The sequence below is a fragment of the Gordonia sp. NPDC003424 genome (assembly GCF_053588655.1).
Window position 1 is genome coordinate 513,007 of record NZ_JBSFQJ010000002.1, and the last position, 19,232, is coordinate 532,238.

The 19,232-nt window shown below is 66.4% G+C and carries 17 protein-coding genes and 1 pseudogene; 6 read left to right on the plus strand and 12 right to left on the minus strand.

Features of this window, described 5'->3' with window-relative positions; translation table 11 throughout:
- Positions 1-44 precede the first annotated feature (44 nt).
- Together ACWDTI_RS04915 and ACWDTI_RS04920 are read left to right on the plus strand one after the other, a co-directional pair.
- Complete coding sequence (locus ACWDTI_RS04915; protein WP_449736904.1) at positions 45-518, plus strand: nucleotidyltransferase domain-containing protein; 474 nt, start codon at positions 45-47, stop codon at positions 516-518.
- A complete protein-coding gene (locus tag ACWDTI_RS04920; protein WP_449736905.1) occupies positions 518-916 on the plus strand; it encodes a HepT-like ribonuclease domain-containing protein in 399 nt (132 codons plus the stop codon). The genes ACWDTI_RS04915 and ACWDTI_RS04920 overlap by 1 nt, the downstream gene beginning before the upstream one ends.
- A 25-nt stretch (positions 917-941) precedes the next feature.
- On the opposite strand, the gene ACWDTI_RS04925 is transcribed toward ACWDTI_RS04920, so the two are convergent.
- The 5 genes from ACWDTI_RS04925 to ACWDTI_RS04945 form a co-directional block, all read right to left on the minus strand.
- The gene (locus ACWDTI_RS04925) at positions 942-1,877 is read right to left on the minus strand and encodes a hypothetical protein (RefSeq protein ID WP_449736906.1); all 936 of its coding nucleotides are present in this window, start codon (positions 1,875-1,877) and stop codon (positions 942-944) included.
- A 234-nt stretch (positions 1,878-2,111) separates the two neighbouring features.
- The gene (locus tag ACWDTI_RS04930) at positions 2,112-2,747 is read right to left on the minus strand and encodes an HD domain-containing protein (RefSeq protein WP_449736907.1); all 636 of its coding nucleotides are present in this window, start codon (positions 2,745-2,747) and stop codon (positions 2,112-2,114) included.
- Entirely contained in the window at positions 2,740-3,024 is a 285-nt protein-coding gene (locus ACWDTI_RS04935; RefSeq protein WP_449736908.1) for a hypothetical protein, read from the minus strand. The genes ACWDTI_RS04930 and ACWDTI_RS04935 overlap by 8 nt, the downstream gene beginning before the upstream one ends.
- Before the next feature lie 19 nt (positions 3,025-3,043).
- Entirely contained in the window at positions 3,044-3,577 is a 534-nt protein-coding gene (locus tag ACWDTI_RS04940; protein ID WP_449736909.1) for an LpqN/LpqT family lipoprotein, read from the minus strand.
- The gene (locus tag ACWDTI_RS04945) at positions 3,574-3,801 is read right to left on the minus strand and encodes a hypothetical protein (protein WP_449736910.1); all 228 of its coding nucleotides are present in this window, start codon (positions 3,799-3,801) and stop codon (positions 3,574-3,576) included. Before ACWDTI_RS04945 ends, ACWDTI_RS04940 begins: the two co-directional genes overlap by 4 nt.
- Before the next feature lie 533 nt (positions 3,802-4,334).
- Between ACWDTI_RS04945 and ACWDTI_RS04950 the strand changes: the two genes are divergently transcribed.
- Complete coding sequence (locus tag ACWDTI_RS04950) at positions 4,335-4,508, plus strand: hypothetical protein (RefSeq protein ID WP_449736911.1); 174 nt, start codon at positions 4,335-4,337, stop codon at positions 4,506-4,508.
- Positions 4,509-4,905: 397 nt separating this feature from the next.
- On the opposite strand, the gene ACWDTI_RS04955 is transcribed toward ACWDTI_RS04950, so the two are convergent.
- Positions 4,906-6,495 (minus strand): DUF222 domain-containing protein, encoded by a 1,590-nt coding sequence (locus tag ACWDTI_RS04955; RefSeq protein ID WP_449736912.1) that lies wholly within the window; start codon positions 6,493-6,495, stop codon positions 4,906-4,908.
- Between the two features lie 546 nt (positions 6,496-7,041).
- On the opposite strand from ACWDTI_RS04955, the gene ACWDTI_RS04960 reads away from it, so the two are divergent.
- Positions 7,042-10,434, plus strand: a complete 3,393-nt coding sequence (locus tag ACWDTI_RS04960; RefSeq protein ID WP_449736913.1) for a TM0106 family RecB-like putative nuclease — start codon at positions 7,042-7,044, stop codon at positions 10,432-10,434.
- A gap of 177 nt (positions 10,435-10,611) precedes the next feature.
- Here the strand turns inward: ACWDTI_RS04960 and ACWDTI_RS04965 are convergent, their stop codons facing one another.
- The 6 genes and pseudogenes from ACWDTI_RS04965 to ACWDTI_RS04990 all read right to left on the minus strand — a co-directional run bounded on the left by ACWDTI_RS04965 (position 10,612) and on the right by ACWDTI_RS04990 (position 17,445).
- On the minus strand, positions 10,612-11,586 hold the full coding sequence (locus ACWDTI_RS04965; protein WP_449736914.1) for a hypothetical protein: 975 nt from the start codon (positions 11,584-11,586) through the stop codon (positions 10,612-10,614).
- A 67-nt stretch (positions 11,587-11,653) separates the two neighbouring features.
- Positions 11,654-12,823: a GmrSD restriction endonuclease domain-containing protein gene (locus ACWDTI_RS04970; RefSeq protein ID WP_449736966.1), complete on the minus strand. Its 1,170-nt coding sequence runs from the start codon at positions 12,821-12,823 to the stop codon at positions 11,654-11,656.
- 189 nt (positions 12,824-13,012) lie between these two features.
- Positions 13,013-13,249 (minus strand): annotated as a pseudogene (locus tag ACWDTI_RS04975) (DUF4429 domain-containing protein); the annotation flags it as partial.
- Positions 13,250-13,416: 167 nt separating this feature from the next.
- Positions 13,417-14,829 (minus strand): L-serine ammonia-lyase, encoded by a 1,413-nt coding sequence (locus ACWDTI_RS04980; RefSeq protein ID WP_449736915.1) that lies wholly within the window; start codon positions 14,827-14,829, stop codon positions 13,417-13,419.
- On the minus strand, positions 14,829-16,073 hold the full coding sequence (locus ACWDTI_RS04985) for an amidohydrolase (protein WP_449736916.1): 1,245 nt from the start codon (positions 16,071-16,073) through the stop codon (positions 14,829-14,831). Before ACWDTI_RS04985 ends, ACWDTI_RS04980 begins: the two co-directional genes overlap by 1 nt.
- Before the next feature lie 43 nt (positions 16,074-16,116).
- Positions 16,117-17,445 (minus strand): DUF3100 domain-containing protein, encoded by a 1,329-nt coding sequence (locus tag ACWDTI_RS04990; protein WP_449736917.1) that lies wholly within the window; start codon positions 17,443-17,445, stop codon positions 16,117-16,119.
- 173 nt (positions 17,446-17,618) lie between these two features.
- On the opposite strand from ACWDTI_RS04990, the gene ACWDTI_RS04995 reads away from it, so the two are divergent.
- Both ACWDTI_RS04995 and ACWDTI_RS05000 read left to right on the plus strand, forming a co-directional pair.
- Positions 17,619-18,629: an AsnC family transcriptional regulator gene (locus tag ACWDTI_RS04995; protein WP_449736918.1), complete on the plus strand. Its 1,011-nt coding sequence runs from the start codon at positions 17,619-17,621 to the stop codon at positions 18,627-18,629.
- Between the two features lie 118 nt (positions 18,630-18,747).
- Positions 18,748-19,230 carry a hypothetical protein gene (locus ACWDTI_RS05000; RefSeq protein ID WP_449736919.1) on the plus strand — a complete coding sequence of 161 codons (483 nt, stop codon included), beginning with the start codon at positions 18,748-18,750 and terminating at the stop codon, positions 19,228-19,230.
- The last annotated feature ends 2 nt before the right edge of the window (positions 19,231-19,232 follow it).

A 19,232-nucleotide genomic window follows, 5' to 3' on the forward strand; every position in this document is an offset into this window, starting at 1 on the left:
CCAGCGACCAAACCGACAGCGACGAGCGCTGATAAGGTTGTCTTATGACTGTGGTTGGTGAGTATCGCAAGGCGCGACGCGACGAGGATGTTGCGCGCCTGCGACGTGCTCTTGCCCTACGGGCGTTGGTAGCGACCGGGATGTCCCAACGCCAGATCGCCGACCTCCTCAAGATCACCCAGCCGGCCGTGAGTCAGCAACTCAAGTTTGGTCCCGACATCGACGCCATCCACCCGGAGGTTCTGGTTGAAGCCGCGGCGCCTGTGTTGAAAGCTCTTGCGGCAGAGTATGGATACAATCGGATGGCGGTCTTCGGATCGGTGGCGCGACGCCAAGCCCGATCCGACTCAGATATTGATCTGGTTGTCGAAGCACCCGATTCGACATCGTCGTTCGAATTCGTCGGCTTCAAGACACTGCTCGAGGAGGTCCTCGGCCGCGAGATCGATCTCGTCGAGTACGGCGGCCTGAAACCCGGCCTCGACGACGACATTCGACGTGAGGCAGTGCTTCTCTGATGGAACGAAACGCGGCAAAGGAGTTACTGCATATTTGCGGTTGGCTCGAACGGGTCGAGGAGATCAACGACCGCGGCATGCTCGCCTACATGGGAGACGATTTGCTGCATGAGGCCGGTGATTCGCTGATGATGAAACTTGGCGAGGCTGCCAACCGACTCGCCAAACTCGGCGTCCTCGCGCCTGAGGGCGTCGAGTGGGCGCTTGCGGTTGCCAACCGTAATTTCCTGATTCATCAGTACGACGAGATCAACCGTGACCTCACCTGGCTGACACTTTCCCGGGATTTACCCGCGTGGCGTGTTTCGTTAAGTGCCCTCATTGAGGAAGCGTTGGCGGTGATCGAAGACGTTGCAGGGGAGGCGGACTCGCCGACGCCTGACGGTGACCTCGAGTGAACGAGGCCGACTACCGTCCTGGTTCTCAGACCCCACCCACGATATGCGGCTCCGGCGGGGTGAAGCTGGTGTTGTCCGGCAGCGGTTGCGTGCCCTTTTCTGCCCCGAGTTGATGGACCGACTTCACCTCGTTCAGCGGGCTTTGGCCCTGCCGAGCCAGGGAGTCGTCGTACCACCGAAACCAGGGGAACCCGTGGGCACGGTACTCATCGATAGTCAGCGGCGAACGGTGGGGTGGTGTGTCGGTGAGTGATTGCCACACAGTCGAATTGACGATCCGGAGAGACATTTCTGCGCGGGCATCAAGGTCCCAATTCTCGTGTGGCTCGATGGGTGTGGCGATCGACTGTTCGATGGTGCCACCCGCGCCGAGACCCATACCGGTCGGCACGTCGGCGCACAGCATGAACGACATCGGAGGCGGGACCGGTCGCCCGGCCCAGATGTCGGCCTTGAGCGGGGCCACAGAGAAGCGGATGAGTCCGTCGTCGGTGCCCGTCAGTTGTTCGGCGGCGGTGTAGCCGTCGCCGAGAGGCATCGCAACGAACTGGCGTACGGTGGTCGCGTCCACCCGGAAACCGTCCAGCCACGGCTGTGTCGGGACCTCCATGTAGTCTTCGGCGTCGAAGTCGGGCGCCGGGGTGTAAGGGTCGCCGGTGACGGCGTTGATGCCGCCCACGCCGATCTTCACGAGGAACGGGTAGTCGTGGGGCGCAGTGAAATCGATCCACGTCGCCTCCGACTGCCAGAGCGGGAGGAGGGCGTCCGCGTCGGGAAGCGCTCGGGGATTGACGTCATCGGTGGACACGATCTCGATCGCTCCGAGGCTGGGCGGAAGCCCATACGTGGTGGAGTCGTCGGGCACCCGCAGCGTCCGATGAAAGGTGACGGACAGCGTGGCGTCGGCATGGACGTCCGGAAACGAGAACTCGACGCTGTGCGAGTCGGTGGCGACGGTCATGGTGCTCCGATCTGTGGTGTGGTCATGTGGTCAGGACGTCGGTGACGATCGCCGCGAAGAATGACGTGCGCACTGAGTTCCTTTTTCGGTGGTTCATGATGGTCGACACGGTAGAGCAGGGGTCTGACAATTCCGTTGCACGCCAGTCCGCTGCCCACGACGCCGGCGCTCTACAGTGCTTGCGCGTCCACGACCACCACCAACGTGGCGAGTACGATCGGACCCAACGCCAGGCTAGTGGCCGGTACTCGAGCCCTTGGACAACTGACTGCCGAAGGCAACGCGCAGTGCTGCGATCTCGGCCCGGATATTGTTGCGGGCCTTGCTTTCCCAACGATCGTAGCCAACCCGTGTGTGGAAGAGCCGCTCTTGTCGGAGGAGCGCTTCCAGAACCTCGACGCGTCCAAGCCGATAGGCTTCTTCGGGAATCGCGCAGTATTCTTCGCGTACTTGGCGTTGGTACGTGTCATAGGCGGCGGTATCCGAGCCGAGTATTGCGAGGTCGGCATCGCACAGAGCGGCAGCGTTGTCGTCGCCGGGATGCACGACGTGGGTTGCGGTGACCGTGACGAGGCGGGCCACTTCGTGTGCGCAGTCGCGGTCCGTCAGCACCGACGCGGCGAGTTTCGCGGATCGCGCTTCATTGTCGGTCCCCGGGATTTCGTAGATCGCGTCATGGAACCATGCGGCAAGGACCACCGGCTCATCCTCGAAATCAGTTCCTGCGGTGCGCAGTTCATCGAGCGAGCCGAGAATGTGGTTGAGGTGGGCGAGCGTGTGGTAGCGACGGTGCGGCTGACTCCATCGCGCGATCAACTCGGATTCTTGATCAGGCGTGAGGTACCGACAGGTCAGCGCTGCTTCAGACATGGAACTGCCCTTTGGGGAGACGTTCTCGAGCCGACTCCGGCCACCCCTCCGAGGGGGTGTTGACGGTCCACGTGTCGGGTGGACTGGTGAAGTCCATCCACCGGCCGTGGCCGAGATAGAGCGAGTACAGAGGCTCGTCCGGAAAATTGCCCATGCGCAGGTAGAGGGTGTCGGCACCGGCATTGCCTCGATACCAGAGACGGTCGTCGGGGTCGGGTTCGAACACGATCGGGCTGGCCATCGCGGCTTCGAGATCGTCAACTCTGTTGGTACGCATCACCATTGATCTGTCCTCCTCAGTCGTCGAGTCGGCAGGACTGGACCGCCTTGATGACCGTGGACCAGTCGGTCGCGGTGGTCGAGGCTGTCGTGCCCGTGCACTGCAGCAGGTATACGACGTTCGCTCGTTGGTAGAGCACGTAGGACGTGACGGTGAAAAGCCATCCTGCGTCGGGATCGTGAAAGCTTCCTGACTGGATCGTCGATCCTTCGGTCCGGTCGCTGATCGGTGATCGGTCGGCTCGCTGCTCCATCCACTCGGGCAGCGCCCGCGCTTCGGCGAAGGCGTCGTCGAGCAGATCGTTGACGTCGACAGTCGCATCGACAATGAACCGGGTCAGGATGACTACCACGTTGTCGCGGAAACACCCGGGCATGGAATCCGCCGCGATGAATGTCTTCAGGAGTCCCGCCTCCGGGTCAGTTAGTTGCTCCTGCCACGACGCATCCAGATCGATGTGCACCTTCCCGGCGACCGTCCGTCCGTCGATCACGCGGGCCTGCGAGACGGCCATCAGCGCGACCCTGTCGTAGATGGTGAGACCACTCAATCGAACCAGCTCCCTATCTCCTTGCCGAGGCTACCGCCGATCAGTGCGCCGGCGGCTCCACCGACGACCGCGCCGACAGCCACTCCCACCGGGCCGCCGACTGTACCGGCCATCGCGCCGTACTCGGCGCCCGCCCAGGCACCGGCGACGGCGCCCGTACCCGCACCTGTTGCCTCCGGGATGCTTTCGGTGCCGGACTTGGGGTGGTCGTCGACGGGCGTCATGCGCCGCCGAGCATCCGACAATCTGCAGCAGTCGACAGGCCGTGGCCGAGCGCAGTACGCGCCAGCCGATCGGGACTCTCCGCGTGAGCCAGCGCCGACCGAACAGAGGCACGCGTCTGCCGCATGGAGTGCGTCCTCACGGAGGCTTCTGCCCTCGCGCGCCGGTGCCATCGCGTTGATGATCTCTTTCGGCGCGATCGCACGGAGCGGCCGGTTCGTTCCGCAGGGCGCCGAACGTGACGTCGACGACTTCGATGCGAGCGAACCGCTCACCAAATGACGCGCCACGAGCCCCCTCCCGGATGCCTACGTTGTAGATGCCGGCGAGAAGCAAGATTCCGAGTTGCGCCGGCCACACGGCCGGGGAGGTTGTCGTCGAGATCCGACTGACCGTACTGCTTGCCGACCCGACATTCGGGTGCTGCGCTGAGACCGTGCCCCCGTCGACACCGCACCGTCCCCACCGGCCCGACGCCGACCGCGCCTGCCGACACGCACGCGCCGACCACCCCTGACCACACGAACCTCCCCCAATGGAAGCCAACGACGTTCTCTTCGTCGAGACCAAGCTGCACGCCCCTCGACAACGCCGGGGTGTCGTCGAGCGCACCCGCCTCGTCGAGCGCCTCGCTCCTGCTGACCTGCCGCCGCTCGTGCTCGTGTCCGCGCCGGCGGGATTCGGCAAGACGAGGATCCTGACCGAATAGCTCAGTGCCACAACAGACTCCGGCCACACCGCATGGGTGTCGCTCGACCAGTCCGACAACGACCCGGCTGTTCTGGTCCAACATTGCCGCCGCGCTACGCGCTGTCGCGCCCAAGGTCGGCGCCGGGGCCGTCGCCGCTCTGCGGTCGGGTCCGGCCGCGGTGGACGGCGTGGTCGCGGCGCTGGTCAACGACCTCGCGCGCTCTCCGACGACATCGTGCTGGTGCTCGACGACTGCGGCGTCCTCACTTCGGTCGAAATCCATGAATCCATGCGCCTTTCCGTGGACCGTCTGCCTGCGCAGGTCCACCTCGTGGTGTCGAGCCGGGCACGCGGGCATCTGCTCGAGATCCGCGCCGCCGACCTCAGGTTCGCCGTCAGCGAGGCCGCCGCCTTCCTCAACGACGCCTCGGGGCTGGCGCCTCCTCTCGTCGTTTGCGGTTGCGTTCCCGCTCTTGGCGTCTGCGGGCATGTTTGGACGCCACCCGGCTCTGCGAGCGGGTGGGAGGGTCCGGTGTGGGCGCTGGTGGGGTGGTGGCCGCCGGATCGTCTTCACTAGGTGGCGCCCGGAACCGGATTCGCCGCAACCCCGGGAACAATTTCTCCATCGCCTCCGGCGGACCAGGTATGATCAAACCCTCCGGAGTGGTGAATTCCGAAGCCAGGCAACCGAACTCGTCGACCCACTGGTCATCTACCCAGTCACCGAACGTCTTGAGCAAATGCCCGAACCGATCCTTGGCATTCATGTTCTCCGGCACCGTCTGCCCACCCGCCAACGGATCAGCATGATCGTATTCCGCGACATGATCGAGATCAGAGTCGAACGCCGACACCCCGCTCCCGGGAATCACGCTCAGCCCATCCCGAATCCGGACGAACGCATCCAACGCCGTCGACGGCCTGTACGGATTCGACGGCAGGTGCGCCGGCAGGGTGAACGTTCCGTCCGGATCTTGCGGAGTGCCCTTGGGCACCAGATGTTTGATCACCGCATCCGGGCGCCGTGCGAGGTCACGGACATGCTCGGCCGACACGACACCGGTACCGGCCACGAAACCGGGGTTGTCGGTGGTACCGGTGAGGGTCGACTCGTCGCACACCACGTGCACGAGCACCTTCGAGTCGGCCACCACCACGGTGCCCGGAGCGGGAATCTGCGCGGTGCAGTCGTCCCGCCCGCACAGACACTCGAATGGTTCCCCGGACAGCCGCGCGTATCCGGCATCGGCGCGACGCTGATCGAGATCGCGGGGGTCGTGCTTGCACACCAACGACGCCAGAGCGTCGACGGCGGCGTTCGCAACGGCCGCGTTCTCCGCGGTCATCGTCATCGCCGCCATCGCCATGCCATCGCCAGTGGACTTGATCCAGAACCGTCGCGCCGCATGGGCCCGCCGACGGCGCTCACGCACCGCATCCGGATGGTGGCGGTGCACGATCCGATCCACCATGTGCCGCAACCGCTCGATCGACCACCACCCCCGATAGCAGTCGAGTTCGGCGACGATATCGGCGTCGACCTGCTCGGCACACCCGAGGTCGTCGATCAGGTCGGTGCGGGCGATGATGGTGCGCACCCCCGCCGCGGTGATCTTGCCCAGTCGCAGCCGCTCGGCCACCTGCGGCAACCGGTCCCGCAAGGCGACCGCCCGGCGCAGGAATCCTTCGGCCTCCCGCTGGGAGATCGCCTTCGATTGCGCGATCCGCGCCGCGCAGCCGGCGAACCCGTCCACCAGCAACAGATCATGCGGACCCGCGTTAGCCTCCACCAGACGACGATGCAGTTCGGCAGCAGCCTGATAGTCCTGCCACTCGACAAACGAGCGGCCGCGCTCGGTCCACAAGAACGTGCGCAGCAGGTCGTTGATCTCGGTGTCGTCGGATGCCATGTCCTCGGCGTCGACCACCGTGAACCGGGGTGGCAGGTCGGGCCACGGCGAGGGCACCTGCCACCACGCCGCAAACGACTGCCGATCCTCCGACACGAGCGCACCTTCCAGAGACCATTGGGCAAGGTGGGACCGTCAGCCCGCATCGTTGTCTCTGGTGGTCACCCGTGGTGACCTGCTTCGTTATTCGTCGATCCCGATGGGCAGAACACTACAACGGGGGTCTGACAAGTTCTGCCTGCGCTCGGCGGCCCTCATATGCTTGGTCATCTCGCGCACCTCAACGACACGCGTGAGCCCACCTTGCCGTCGCTGCCAACAGGCGGAGAACGCACACAGCGGTGCCAGGATCTTGTGCCGCATGCACCAGCCCCCGGGCCCGGCGACGGCGCCGAAGGTGGTTTGGGCGCAGGTCGATTGGATGACGAAAAACGCAGGAACGCACCCCTTGCCCGTCCGGTGTGACCGTGCTCAGCTGCGATCGTTGCTCCGCGTCGTCGGTGGCGGGGCGCAGGCCGTTGCGCGCACCGGCCGCCGACATGGCGACCGGACGCGGGTCCGAGTTCACCTGCGGTGCGCGACTCATGGGGCGGTGTTCGAATACGGCGCAAGGGTGTCAGACCGACCCGGCATGATGAGCCCATGTCCTCCAAGTCCGAGCACCTCACAACACCGCGCCTGGTGACACCGCGGCTACTGACGCCGTCGAAAGTGACGGCGTGGCTGGATTGTCCGCACTACCTGACGTTGCGAAACCGGGTCGAGGACGGTCTGCTCGCGGAACCGCAGAAGCCCTTCGGGTCATTTGCCAAACTGTTGCTGGACAAGGGCTTGGCTCATGAACAGGAGTGCCTGGCGGAGTATGGCAATCAGGGCCTACGCACCCTGCACGTGCCGGAGATGGAAAAGGGTCAGACGTTCTCCTCGTGGGTGAGCGGTGTCGGCAACCCCTTCACCGGTGATTGGGACGTCATCTATCAGATGCCCTTCATGCACAACGGTATTCGCGGTGTCGCCGACTTCGTGGTGCGCGCACACGATCCCGACACCGGCGAGGTGTCCTGGGAGCCGGTGGACGCCAAGCTGGCTCGCGCCGAGGCCAAGCCGGGGCATGTGCTGCAGCTGTGCTTCTACGCCGACGCGATCGAGGCGATGACCGGCGTCCGGCCGAAGCAGATGCACATCTGGCTGGGTTCGGGCCGGACGGAGACCTTACGTGTCAACGACTTTCAGCCGTACTGGCGACGCCTACAGGCCCGGCTTGCGGATGCGCTCGCCGACGGGCCCGGTGCCGACACGGTGTCGCAGCCGTGCGCGCACTGCGCGTTCTGCGAATTCGGCACCGCGTGCGAGCAGGAGTGGCGTGACGCAGACTCGCTGATCTATGTCGCCGGTATCCGCACGACGGACATCGAGACCCTGACTGACGCGGACATCGCGACGCTGACCGGGCTCTCCACCGTCGTGAACGACGTCGACGGGCTGTCTCCCGAGCGACTCACGCGTTTGCACGATCAGGCGGTGCTTCAGGTGCAGGCGCGGGAACAACCCGACAACCCGCCACCGTTCGAGTTGATCATCGCGGGCGAGGAGCCGTGGGGACACGGCCTGGAGAAGCTTCCCGAACCGGACGGCGGGGATGTGTTCCTCGACTACGAGGGCCACCCGTTCTGGCGGGCCGACGCCGGACTGTTCTTCCTGTTCGGGCTGCTCGAACAGGACGACGCCCGTGACTGGCGTTACCGCGCATGGTGGGCGCACGACCTCGACGAGGAGGCCGACGCGGTGGCCGCGCTCATCGACTATCTCACCGCTCGTCGCGCCGAACGACCGGGCATGCACGTCTACCACTACAACCACACCGAACGCTCGTCCCTGGAGCGGCTGGCAGAGACCCACGGTGTGCGTGAGGTGGCGCTGGCAGAGCTGATCGACACCGGTGCGTTCATCGATCTTTTTATGGTGGCCCGCAACAGTATCCAGGTGGGCACTGAGTCGTACGGTTTGAAGCACCTGGAACGGTTGACCGACTTTGAACGCAGCCATGAGATCGACAAGGGCGCGGGTGCGGTGGTGCAGTACGAGCACTACATGGCCGGCCCGAACCCGGCGGACCTCGACGCCATCGCCGCCTACAACGAGGACGACGTCCGCGCGACCCGCGCGCTGCGCGACTGGCTGGTCGATCACCGCCCACCCGAAATGCCCTGGCGTGCAGCCCGCCTCGAACCGGACCCAGAACTGCCGGAACTCAACGAGACCGTTGAGCGGCTACATGGGTTCGATGCCGGCACGCTCGAACACGATCTCGGCGATCTGCTGTGCTATTGGCGCGACGAATGGTTCGCCTACGTCGGGCCGAAGAAGGTCAAGCTGGCCGTCGATCCTGTTGATCTGTTCGATGATCCCGAGGTGATCACCGACCTCACACCGGCGGGCATGATCGAACGAATCGGCAAGCGCGGTAACGCGATCACGCCGGCGATGCGGTTCACCTTCCCAGATCAGGATCTCGATCGATTCCCCGCGAGCGGTGGAACCGTCATGTTGGCAACGCCAGACGACGGTCGCGCGTACGCGAGTATCGACAACCTCGATAGAGAGGCCGGTGTCATCGACCTCGTCTGGGGTGAGGAGCGGCAGGAAGCGGGATTCGACCCGCGAGTGGTGGTCCTGCACGACTGGGTGCCGACGCAGGTGAAGTTCAACGCACTGGAAGCGTTCGCGCAGAACGTTTTCGACGGGACCCCTAGCCCCGTCACCCTGGCACTGCTGCGTCGTGACCTGCCGAGATTCACCGGGGCCGGCCCCGCCGACGGTGTGTTCGCCGACGACCTGGACGACATGACCGCCTGGGTCACCCAACTCGACCACAGCTGTGTGGCGGTACAGGGCCCGCCCGGAACCGGCAAGACCTACCGCGCCGCCCGGCTGGTCCGGGCACTGGTGCGCGCGGGCAAACGGGTCGGCATCACCGCGGTCAGTCACCAAGCGATCGGCAACGTGCTCGAGGGGGTGGTCGAGGCGTTCCGGGAGAGCGGTGAGCTCGATCTGCTGCATGCCGTGTGTAATTCCGGGGCCAGCTCGGTGCGGCAGCTGCCTGAGGTGACGTATGGGGGCAATCCGAAGTGCGCCCGCGACGAGTTCAACGTTGTCGCCGGTACCACCTGGCTGTTCTCCAACCCGGTGATGCGCGACGCCCAAGTCGATGTCCTGCTCGTCGACGAGGCCGGCCAGCTGGCCTTGGCCGATGCGCTGGCCGCATCCACCGCCGCGCACAGCCTCGTGTTGCTCGGCGATCCGTTGCAGCTACCGCAGGTCGCCCAGGCCAACCATCCCGGTATCGCCGGGTGCAGCGTGCTCGAGCACATCGTCGGCGACGACGTCACCCTGCAGCCGGACCGCGGTGTCTTCCTGCAGCAGACCCGACGCATGCACCCCGCGCTGGCGGGATTCATTTCCGAGCAGATCTACGACGGTCGGCTGATCAGCTACGTGGATTGTGCGCGTCAGTCGACCGTCGCCGGAACCGGTCTGCGATGGCTGCGCGCCGAGCACGAGGGCAACCGCACCTCGTCGGTGGAGGAAGCCGAGTTGATCGCCGTCGAACTGTCGACGCTGATCGGTACCGACTGGACCAACCACAATGGCGACACAAGGCCCTTGCAGGCAACCGATTTCATGGTCGTCGCCCCGTTCAACGATCAGGTCAACACCATCCGCGCACGGCTCGCACAGGATCCGGCCCTCGCCGACGTGCCGGTCGGCACGGTCGACAAGTTCCAGGGCCGCGAGGCCGCCGCGGTGTTCTTCAGCATGGCCACCTCCAGCGGCGAGGACCTTACCCGCGGGGTGGACTTCCTGTTCTCCCGCAACAGGCTCAACGTCGCCATCAGCCGCGCCCGCTGCCTCGCCTACCTCGTGTGCACCGACGAACTGCTCGACACCCGCGCCCGCACCGTCGAGGACATGCGGCTCATCGGCACGCTCAATGCCGTGGTCGAAGCGGCAGCACAACAACACTCGGTTGACTGATGGGTAGCCAGCGGTGGTCTCGACGCGCCTGCGCCGATCACTCCCATATCGTCTGCGGACCGTGCTTGTCCTCGCTCATGGACGGTTCCGAGCAAGCGCGATGAGGACCCGCGGGGCATGGTCGTGCCGGGCATTCTCGACGGCTGCGACGATGGGGTGAGGTTCTGGTCGCAGGTGTTACCCGAGGTCTGCGCTACTCACCCGACGCGCGGTGTCGTTGATGAATCCGATCTGCGCCGACAGGTTCGCCTGCATTCCCTCGAGGTGGTCCCATCGCGGATCGGCCGCCGACGGGCCGCCGACGGTGCTGTCGGCCATCAGCCGCTGGTGGCGTTCGTAGTCGCGCAGGACCTTGGCGTACGAGTCGAAGTTCGCGGCGAGCTCGGCGAGCTGTGCGACGTGGTCGAGAAGCTCCCGCCAGTTCTCCTGCACCCGCACCAGTCGCTGGTCGATCGCGGCGGCCAGCGCGCGGCCGACGTCGGAGTCAGACTCCGGGTACTCGATGGTCGAGCGCACCCACCACACGCGGTAGCACTGGTGGCTGATGGTGGATAGGGACTGGTCGACTTGTGCGAGCAGATCACCGGTGTTGATCACGGTACTGCGGACGACCGGAGATGCCTTGATCGTTTCGACGATCAGGACGGCGATGCCCACGAGTTCGGCTTCGGGTCGCAGCAGGGTGGATTCACCGGCGAGTTCACCGTGGCTCGAGGTTCGCTCGGCGCCGAACGGCCACGGGTTGGTGGCGGGGACGGTGCTCGGACGCTTCGTCGGCGTCCGGCCGCGGCGCCCCTGGTACCAGAAGATGGCTCCGCAGATGGCGGCGAACAGCAGGAGTCCGAAACCGGCGTTGCCGGCGGTGATGGCGGTCGCGAACACCCAGCCGAAGAAGGCGCAGATGACCGCGAGGATCTTGTGTCGCTTGCACCATCCCCACAGGCCCGGCGCCCGGGCCGGAGCCGGCTCGGCGGGGACCGATCGGTTCGATGCGGTGAAACGCAGGAACGCATCCCGGGCGAGTTCTGGTGTGCAGGTGCTCAGCAGCGACCGTAGCTCCGCGTCGTCGGTGGCGGGGCGCAGGCCGTTGCGCGCACCGGCCGCCGACATGGCGACCAGGTGGTCGGTCATCGGGACGGAGTTCGTGGGCATCGTGGTCTTTCGGTAGGGCGACTGTCTGTTGGCCGCGACTGTAGCGTCGGGCACCGACAACCAGTCGTCAGCTCTCACATCCGACGCCGTCGCCGTCCCGGTCGAGGTGTGAGCCGTGACCGGGCTGTCCGCGGTAGACCGGTGCGGCGCCGGCGGCTCGGGCGGCCGCGCAGTTCTTGTAGTAGACGCTGCTGTCGGGTGTGGTCGGGGCGGGCGCCACGTAGGCCGGGGTGGTCGGTTCGGTGGGGACCGCCGGAACCTCATTGCCCGGTTCGGTGTCGACGCTGGTTTCGGTCGTCGCCTCGAAGGTTGTTTCGGTGGTGGGAACCGTTGCGCCGCAGGCAGAGAGCACCCGCTGCATGGCCGACTTCTCGGCCGCGGTGACCCACAGGCGGTACTCCGCCTTGACATCGATCTGCCGGGACACGTAGGTGCATCGATAGGCCTTGTTGGGTGGCAGCCAGGTGGCGGCGTCGCCGGCGCCCTTCTGGCTGTTCGTCGGCCCGTCGGTGGGCTGCAGGTTGCGCGGATCGTTCGCGAAGTCCCGGCGCTCGTCGGCGCTCAACTGCTGGGCGCCCTTCTGCCATGCGTCCTCGAGGGCGACGACGTGATCGATCTGCACCGCCGACGACGTCGAGGAACCACGGGTGAACGCAATGACCCGGGCGGTGTACGGGTCATTCAGCATCCCCGACAGCACGACACAGTCCTGCGTTCCCGGTTCGATGACGATGTCGTCGAGGGACTTCAGGAGATCGTTGCGGGTGTCGCACCCGTTGTGGCCGCTGGCGACGGTGACGTCGTCGGACCAGGCCTGGCCGAACTGGTCACGGTCGTAGCCGGTTTTGGGGGCCCGGCCCTTGACGGCCAGGGTGTCGAGCTTGGTCATTGCGGCGGTGGCGGCTGCGGTGTCGAGCGGAGTGGTCGCGGCGAATGTGGTCGGTGTCGGTTCGCTCGTGGTGGAGGTGGTCGATGTCGATTGCGGTGCAGCAGTTTTCGTCGACGTGTCGTCCTCGGTCCCAGCCGCGGCGGCGATGACGGCGACCAAGAGAATCGCCGCTGCGATCCCGCCGCCGACCTTCCACTTGGCGCTGCCGCCATGGGTGCGTACAGGTGTCGCGGGGGTGCCGGGCGAATGGTAGTTGTCGGTCCACCGCTGACCATCCCACCACCGCAACCGGCCCGATCCTGCGGGATCGAGACTCCATCCGGGCTCGGGACGCGCCTGCACATCCATGGTGGTTTGTGTGCGACTTCCGGAGGCCTTACCGGCCCAGCGACGCAGTCGCGATTTGGTGGTTGCTGCGCTCGCGGCCGGCGTGGTTGCGCGCGCGGCGTTGACCGCCTCCACGAACGGCACCACGTCGTCGGTTCCGGCGAAGAACCCGCTGAGATCGTCGGTGGGCCGTTGCGTGTAGCCGGCCCGATCGGCCAGCACGAAGCGAATCCAGCCGGCGCTGAGGCCTTTTGGCTCCTTGAACTCCACGTCGGTGATGGTGTCGAGCGGGATGATCCACGGCGATGCCTTGCGCTTGGCCTTTCCCGCCAGCAATCCATGGTGGGTGAGTGTGACCGTCCGCGCGACGGGGTCGAGCACTGCGGTGCAGTTCTGACCCTTGCAGGTGATGGTGTGGTCGGGATTCATCACCGTGTCGGTGGTCATGCTCGTACTCTGCTTCCGCTGCTATCTCATCAAGGCTCACCGCAATTATGTACTATCGTGAATCCCGACTTGAACGACTCGCTGCCTGAGGTGACGTTCGGCCCAGCACATCTGGACGTTCGGCTCAACTGTTTCTGTCGGGCTACATCGAACGTCGGCGATCCCATTCAGCACTCCGGCACGTTCACCGCCAATCCGCCGAGGCTGGTTTCCTTGTACTTCGACGACATGTCCAGTCCGGTCTGGCGCATGGTGGCGATCGCCTGATCAAGCGACACCCGGTGAACACCGTTGCCCCGCAGCGCCATGCGGGCGGCGCTCACGGCCTTTACCGAGGCGATCGCGTTGCGTTCGATGCACGGGATCTGCACCAAACCCCCGATCGGGTCGCACGTCAGGCCGAGGTTGTGCTCGATGCCGATCTCGGCGGCGTTCTCCACCTGTGCCGGGGTGCCACCCATGATCGCGGCGGCGCCCGCGGCGGCCATGGCGCATGCGGAACCCACCTCGCCCTGGCAGCCCATCTCGGCGCCGGAGATCGAGGCACCCTGCTTGACCAGGATGGCGACCGCTGCCGCGGTGCACAGGTAGGTGATGATCGCCTGCTCACGGCGGCCGGGGTCGTCGTGCCCGAACATGGTGTGCAGCAGGTGATACAGCACCGCGGGAACGATGCCGGCCGCGCCGTTGGTCGGGGCGGTGACCACGCGGTTGCCGGCGGCGTTCTCTTCGTTGATGGCAATCGCCGCCACCGACAGCGAGTCCATCGCGTCGGGGGTGTGGTCGGCGAGCAGCTGACGATACAGGCCGGGTGCCCGGCGCCATACGCCGAGACCACCCGGCAACAGATCTTCGTCGGCGTTGAGGCCGTTGCGGATCGACGATTCCATTGCCTCCCAGATCATCAACAGGCCGGACCGAACCTCGGCGGCCGGCCGCATCGCGCATTCGGTACCCCACACCACCTCGGCGATCGTCACGTGTTCCCGCGCGCACAGGGCGAGCAGGTCGTCGGCATCGGCGAACACGGGTGCCGCCGGACGCGAATCGGTCTGCGCACCTTCACGTTCCACAAACCCGCCACCCACCGAGTAGTAGGTGGCCTCGTGGGTCGAGGCGCCGACGGTCAGCATCAGCCGCATCCCGTTCGTGTGCCGATCCAGCACCACACGCGGATGCAACGCGATATCGCTTGCACGGAAGTAGATTTCGTGACCCGTACGGAGTCGCAGCGGATCGCCGGCCGCGATCTCGGCGGACCGCGCCCGGGCGTAGTCGGGGTCGATGGTCGCCGGGTCGTTGCCCTCGAGGCCGAGTAGCACCGCATCGAAGGTGCCATGGCCGCGGCCGGTGGCCGCCAGCGAGCCGTACAGATCGACCGACAACTCGACCGGCCCCGGCTCGGCCAGCACTGCCTGCGCCTCGTCGACGAACATGGCCGCCGCGCGCATCGGACCGACGGTGTGCGAACTCGACGGCCCCAGTCCGATGGAGAACAGCTCGAACAGACTGGTCGTCGGCGCCGGCCACCGCCGGGAGGATGTCCCGGCGGTGGTGAAGGGCAGAACCGGCGCGGTCATCAGTCGAGATCCTGGTCGATCATCGTGGCACCGGCCGGCCGCTCGGCCACGCGACGCAGCAGCGATGCCCGGATCTCGGGGTCGGCGGCCGCATCGACGACGGTCCACGCCTGCACGGTCGCGGCGTCGAGGATCGCGTCGTCGGCGGCGGGACTCGCCGCATCGCGGGCGAACTCGACGGTGTGTGCCGGAGCCGTGCTGCCCTGGAAGGTGATCATCGGGTGCAGGCTCGGGATCAGTTGCGACACATTGCCCATGTCGGTGGAACCGCTGGTGCCGGCGAGTGCGGGATCGATCTCCCGGCCGACCGCACCCAGGTTGGCGTCCCACAGGGACGCGAGGGCGCCGTCGGGCGTCACGCCCAGGTAGCGCGGTTCGGCACGACGCGACGACCATTGACAACCGGTGGCGATGGCCGCACCTTCCATGCATGACAGCACGCGACGCTTGACCGACAGCATGTCGTCGAGTTCGGCGGAGCGGACCTCCACCGACAGCTGGGCGCGGCCGGGCACGATGTTGGTGACCGTGCCGGCGTCGGTGGTGATGACCGACAGGCGCACACCGTCGCGCAGGTGTTGTCGCAACATGCCGACGGCGACCTGCGCGAGGGTGGCGGCCGAGCCGGCATTGATGCCCTCGTGGGGTGCGGCCGCGGCGTGCGCCTCGCGGCCGGTGAAGGTGATGTCGAAGCGGTCGACGCACTGCATCCGGACCTGGGCGGCGCTCATCTCGAGCTCGCCCGAGCCGCCGTGCACCATCGACGCCATGGTGGCGTCTTCGAAGGCCCCGTTGCGCAGCAGTTTGCACTTCCCGCCGCCGTGCTCTTCGGCCGGTGTGCCCAGCAGAACCACCTGCAGGTTCAGCTCGTCGGCGACCTCCCGCAGCGCGAGTGCCGAACCGAGGGAGATCGCGGCGATCGCGTTGTGACCGCAGGCGTGGCCGATCTCGGGCAGCGCGTCGTACTCGGCGCACAGCACGACCCGGAAGTCGCCGGACCCGTAGACCGCCTCCACCGAGGTGGCGATGCCGTAGGCGCCGCGCGTGACCGAGAACCCTTCCGTCTCGAGGACCCGGGCCAGCAGTTCGGCGGCCCGGGTCTCCTCGAAGGCGAGCTCGGGGTGGGCGTGGATGTCGTGGCTGACGTTGAGCAGCTGATCAGATTGTGCAGCAATCACTTTGGCGACGGTGTCACGGAGCTCGGTGGCCGAGGTGGTGGCGGGGATGTCGAGGATGTCGGTCATGGTGATGTCCTTGTCTCAAACGGTAGGAGGGCGGTTGTCGGTGTCAGGACCACATGCCGAGGGTGAACTCGGCGATCACGGTGGACAGTACGAACGAGCCGACGAGGGCGACCAGTCCGACCGGCACGATGCGCCAGCCGACCATGCGCAGTTGCGGGAGGCTCTTGCCCAGGCCGAGTCCGGCGAAGGTCAGGACCACCGCGCACATGGAGAGGAAGTCGATGCTGGCGACCTGCTTGCCGAGGACGTCGGCGACCGGCGACCAGGGCAGCGACAACGCGGTGCCGATGGCGGTGGCCCAGATGACGGTTGGGACCTTGCGCACCAACCGGTTGCCGGCGAACCCGCCGAAGGCGACGGCGGTGACGATGGCCATGCCGGCGATCAGGTGCCAGGAGAAACCCTTGGCGGCGATGGCGGCGACGACGGTGGACACCACGACGAAGATGGCGGTGCCGATGCCGAGCGGGACCGACGGGTGGGTGTCGGCGACGACTTCGTCGGCAGCGGGAGTGGTGGCGTCGAGTTCAGTGGTGGTCGCGGCGTCGACGGCACGGGCCGGCTTCGGGGTGCGGGTCATCTTGCGGTACAGGAAGTCTGCGAGCGGCAGGGCGATCCACACGCCCACGTAGGTGCCGAGCATGCCGGTTATGAGGTTCGAGGTGCTCGCCATCGCGAGGATCTGTGAGGACTGTTCGGGATGGGCGTCGGCGATCACCCCGGCCGCGGCGGCCATCATCGATCCGGAGCCGACGCCGGAACCCATGGCCAGCGCCAGCGGATCGAAGAACCTGAACGAGGTGAGCAGCGAGGCGAGGAAGGTGACGACGATCGCCCCGAACAGGGTGCCGAAGACGTACATCGAGAGCACGCCACGGTATTCGTCGGACTCGGCGCCGTAGCGCTCCGAGACGATGCCCAGGGAGGGTTCACGGTCGACGGAGAACGTCGCGCCCACGGTCGCCCGGCCCATGCGCAGCAGTACCGCGATCGGCAGGGCGAGCACCACCGTGCCCAGCAGATGGCCGAACTCCTGCAGCAGCAGCGCCGGTCCGGCGTCGAACAGCACCCTGACGTTCGGGCCGACCGTGAAGGCGAGGCGGGCGCAGAGGAAGATGACGCCGACCGCCATGATGCCGTCGGCCGCGTGCTGGACCGCGGGGCCGATCGGGCGGATCTTCTGCGCGGAGATGAGGCCGGCGGCGATCAGCGCCCACACCATCGGGAAGATGGCGAGCTCGGCGGGGCCGAGGTGGATCTTCGCGGGGCCGATGGCCTGCGCGATCGAACTGACGACCAGCGCGAGAACGGCTGCCGTCCAGACGGCCCGGGTGACCGGATGTCGTGGGGTGGCGCTCCGGGGATGCGTCACGCGGTTGAGAGTAGTCATGGGGAGGGACTCCTGGTGGGTACGAGCTGGTGATGGGGGCAACAGCGTTGGTGTGAGCTCAATGGTCCGGATCGCGGGCGGTTCGACCCCGCTGGACGCAGCATTCGCGTCAAATTCGGGTACGGTGCTCCGAGATCAGGGGAGAATGGCAGCGTATGAGCAGGAAGCAGGAAACCCCGGGAACTCTCGGCGACGACGATCTGCGGCTGATCCACGCCCTGCAGATCGCTCCGCGGGCGTCGTGGACGGATCTCGGACGAGTGCTCGGGCTGGACCCGGTGACGGTGTCCCGACGATGGAAGAAGCTGCACGACGCGGGGCTGGCGTGGGTGGCGGCCTACCCGACCGATCAGCGGATCGCGATCATCGAGATCGACTGCCCGCCCGGTCGTTCGCTGGAGATCGCGCAGATCATGGCGCGCGACCCGCACACGATGACGATCGACTTGACGACCGGTGGCCGCGACATCGTCGCGACGGTGAACGCGGTCGACGAGGAGGCGTTGGCCGACTATGTGTTCACCGGGATGACCGCCCTGCACGACGTGCGGTCCATGCGCACCCACATCCTCAGCGACGTCGTCCGCGATGCCCGTGGGTGGGAGTTGCGGTCGCTGTCGTCGGACGAGACCGCTCAGCTGGGTGAGGTGGCGCGGCTACGTCCGATTGTCCGTAAGGCCGCCGTCACCGCGGACGAACAGCAGGCGACGCTCGGTGCGCTGATCGCCGACGGACGTGCCGGACCGGGCGAGGTGGCCAAGCGCACCGGGATGCCGGTCGACCGTGCTCGCGCCGCACTGTATGAGTTACTCGCGTCCAACCGGGTCACGGTGCGCACGGAGGTTGCGCGCGCCTATTCCGGGCGACCCGCCTACGCCTGGTTCTTCATCTCCACGACGGCGCGCAGCGTCGACAACGCCATCGCGAAACTCAGTACGCTGCAAGACCTTCGGCTGCTGGCCCGCAGCCTGGGGCCCTACACCATCGTCATGGCGATGTGGCTGCGGTCGTTGCAGGACATCCATCACGTGGAGACGGTGATCGAACGGACCGTGCCCGAGCTGCGGATCGAAGACCGGTCGCTGGTGCTGCGGACCCCCAAGCATGTCGGGTGGATGCTGAGTGACGATGGCCGTAACACCGGTGTGCGGCAATGGATTGGATAAGCGTCACGCCTCGCCCAGGCCGGCCGAAGAAGGTGATCCGTCAGCAACGCGGGGTCGCGGTGTACCGTCAGCCGGCCTATCGGAATCCGGTGATCATCATCGCGGTGATGGCGGGATCATGTCGGTCGGGATGATCGCCGCCGTCGCCCTGGGGTACTGGCAGGCCTGGCGATTGGTGATCCCGGCGGTCCTGGGTCTGGGCCTCGTGCCGGTCCTCGCCGTCGTCAGTCACCGGGAACGTGGCCCGCTGCTGCTCCGCGGTGATGGCGTCGGTCTCGGCGATGGTTCGCACTACGAATTCGGTTCGGCAGCGGTCGATTTCGAGGTACTCAGCAATGGTGTTCCAGCCATCCGACTGACCCGCGACGGCGAGTCGTCGCGTGCTCGCCGGTTGATGCACCGACCCTACAATCTCGATTTCAACACCCTGCTGTCCACCATTGATCAACTCCAGACGTGGCACGCGCAGGCTCGGCCCACAACTCCGGCGGAGATCAACGCCATGCTCACCGTCGTTCAGCCCAACGATGTCCCGATCGGCGCATCCGTCCGGCTCGATGTTCTGGTGCACGCCGGGATGGACGACCCGGGATCCGCGTAGGA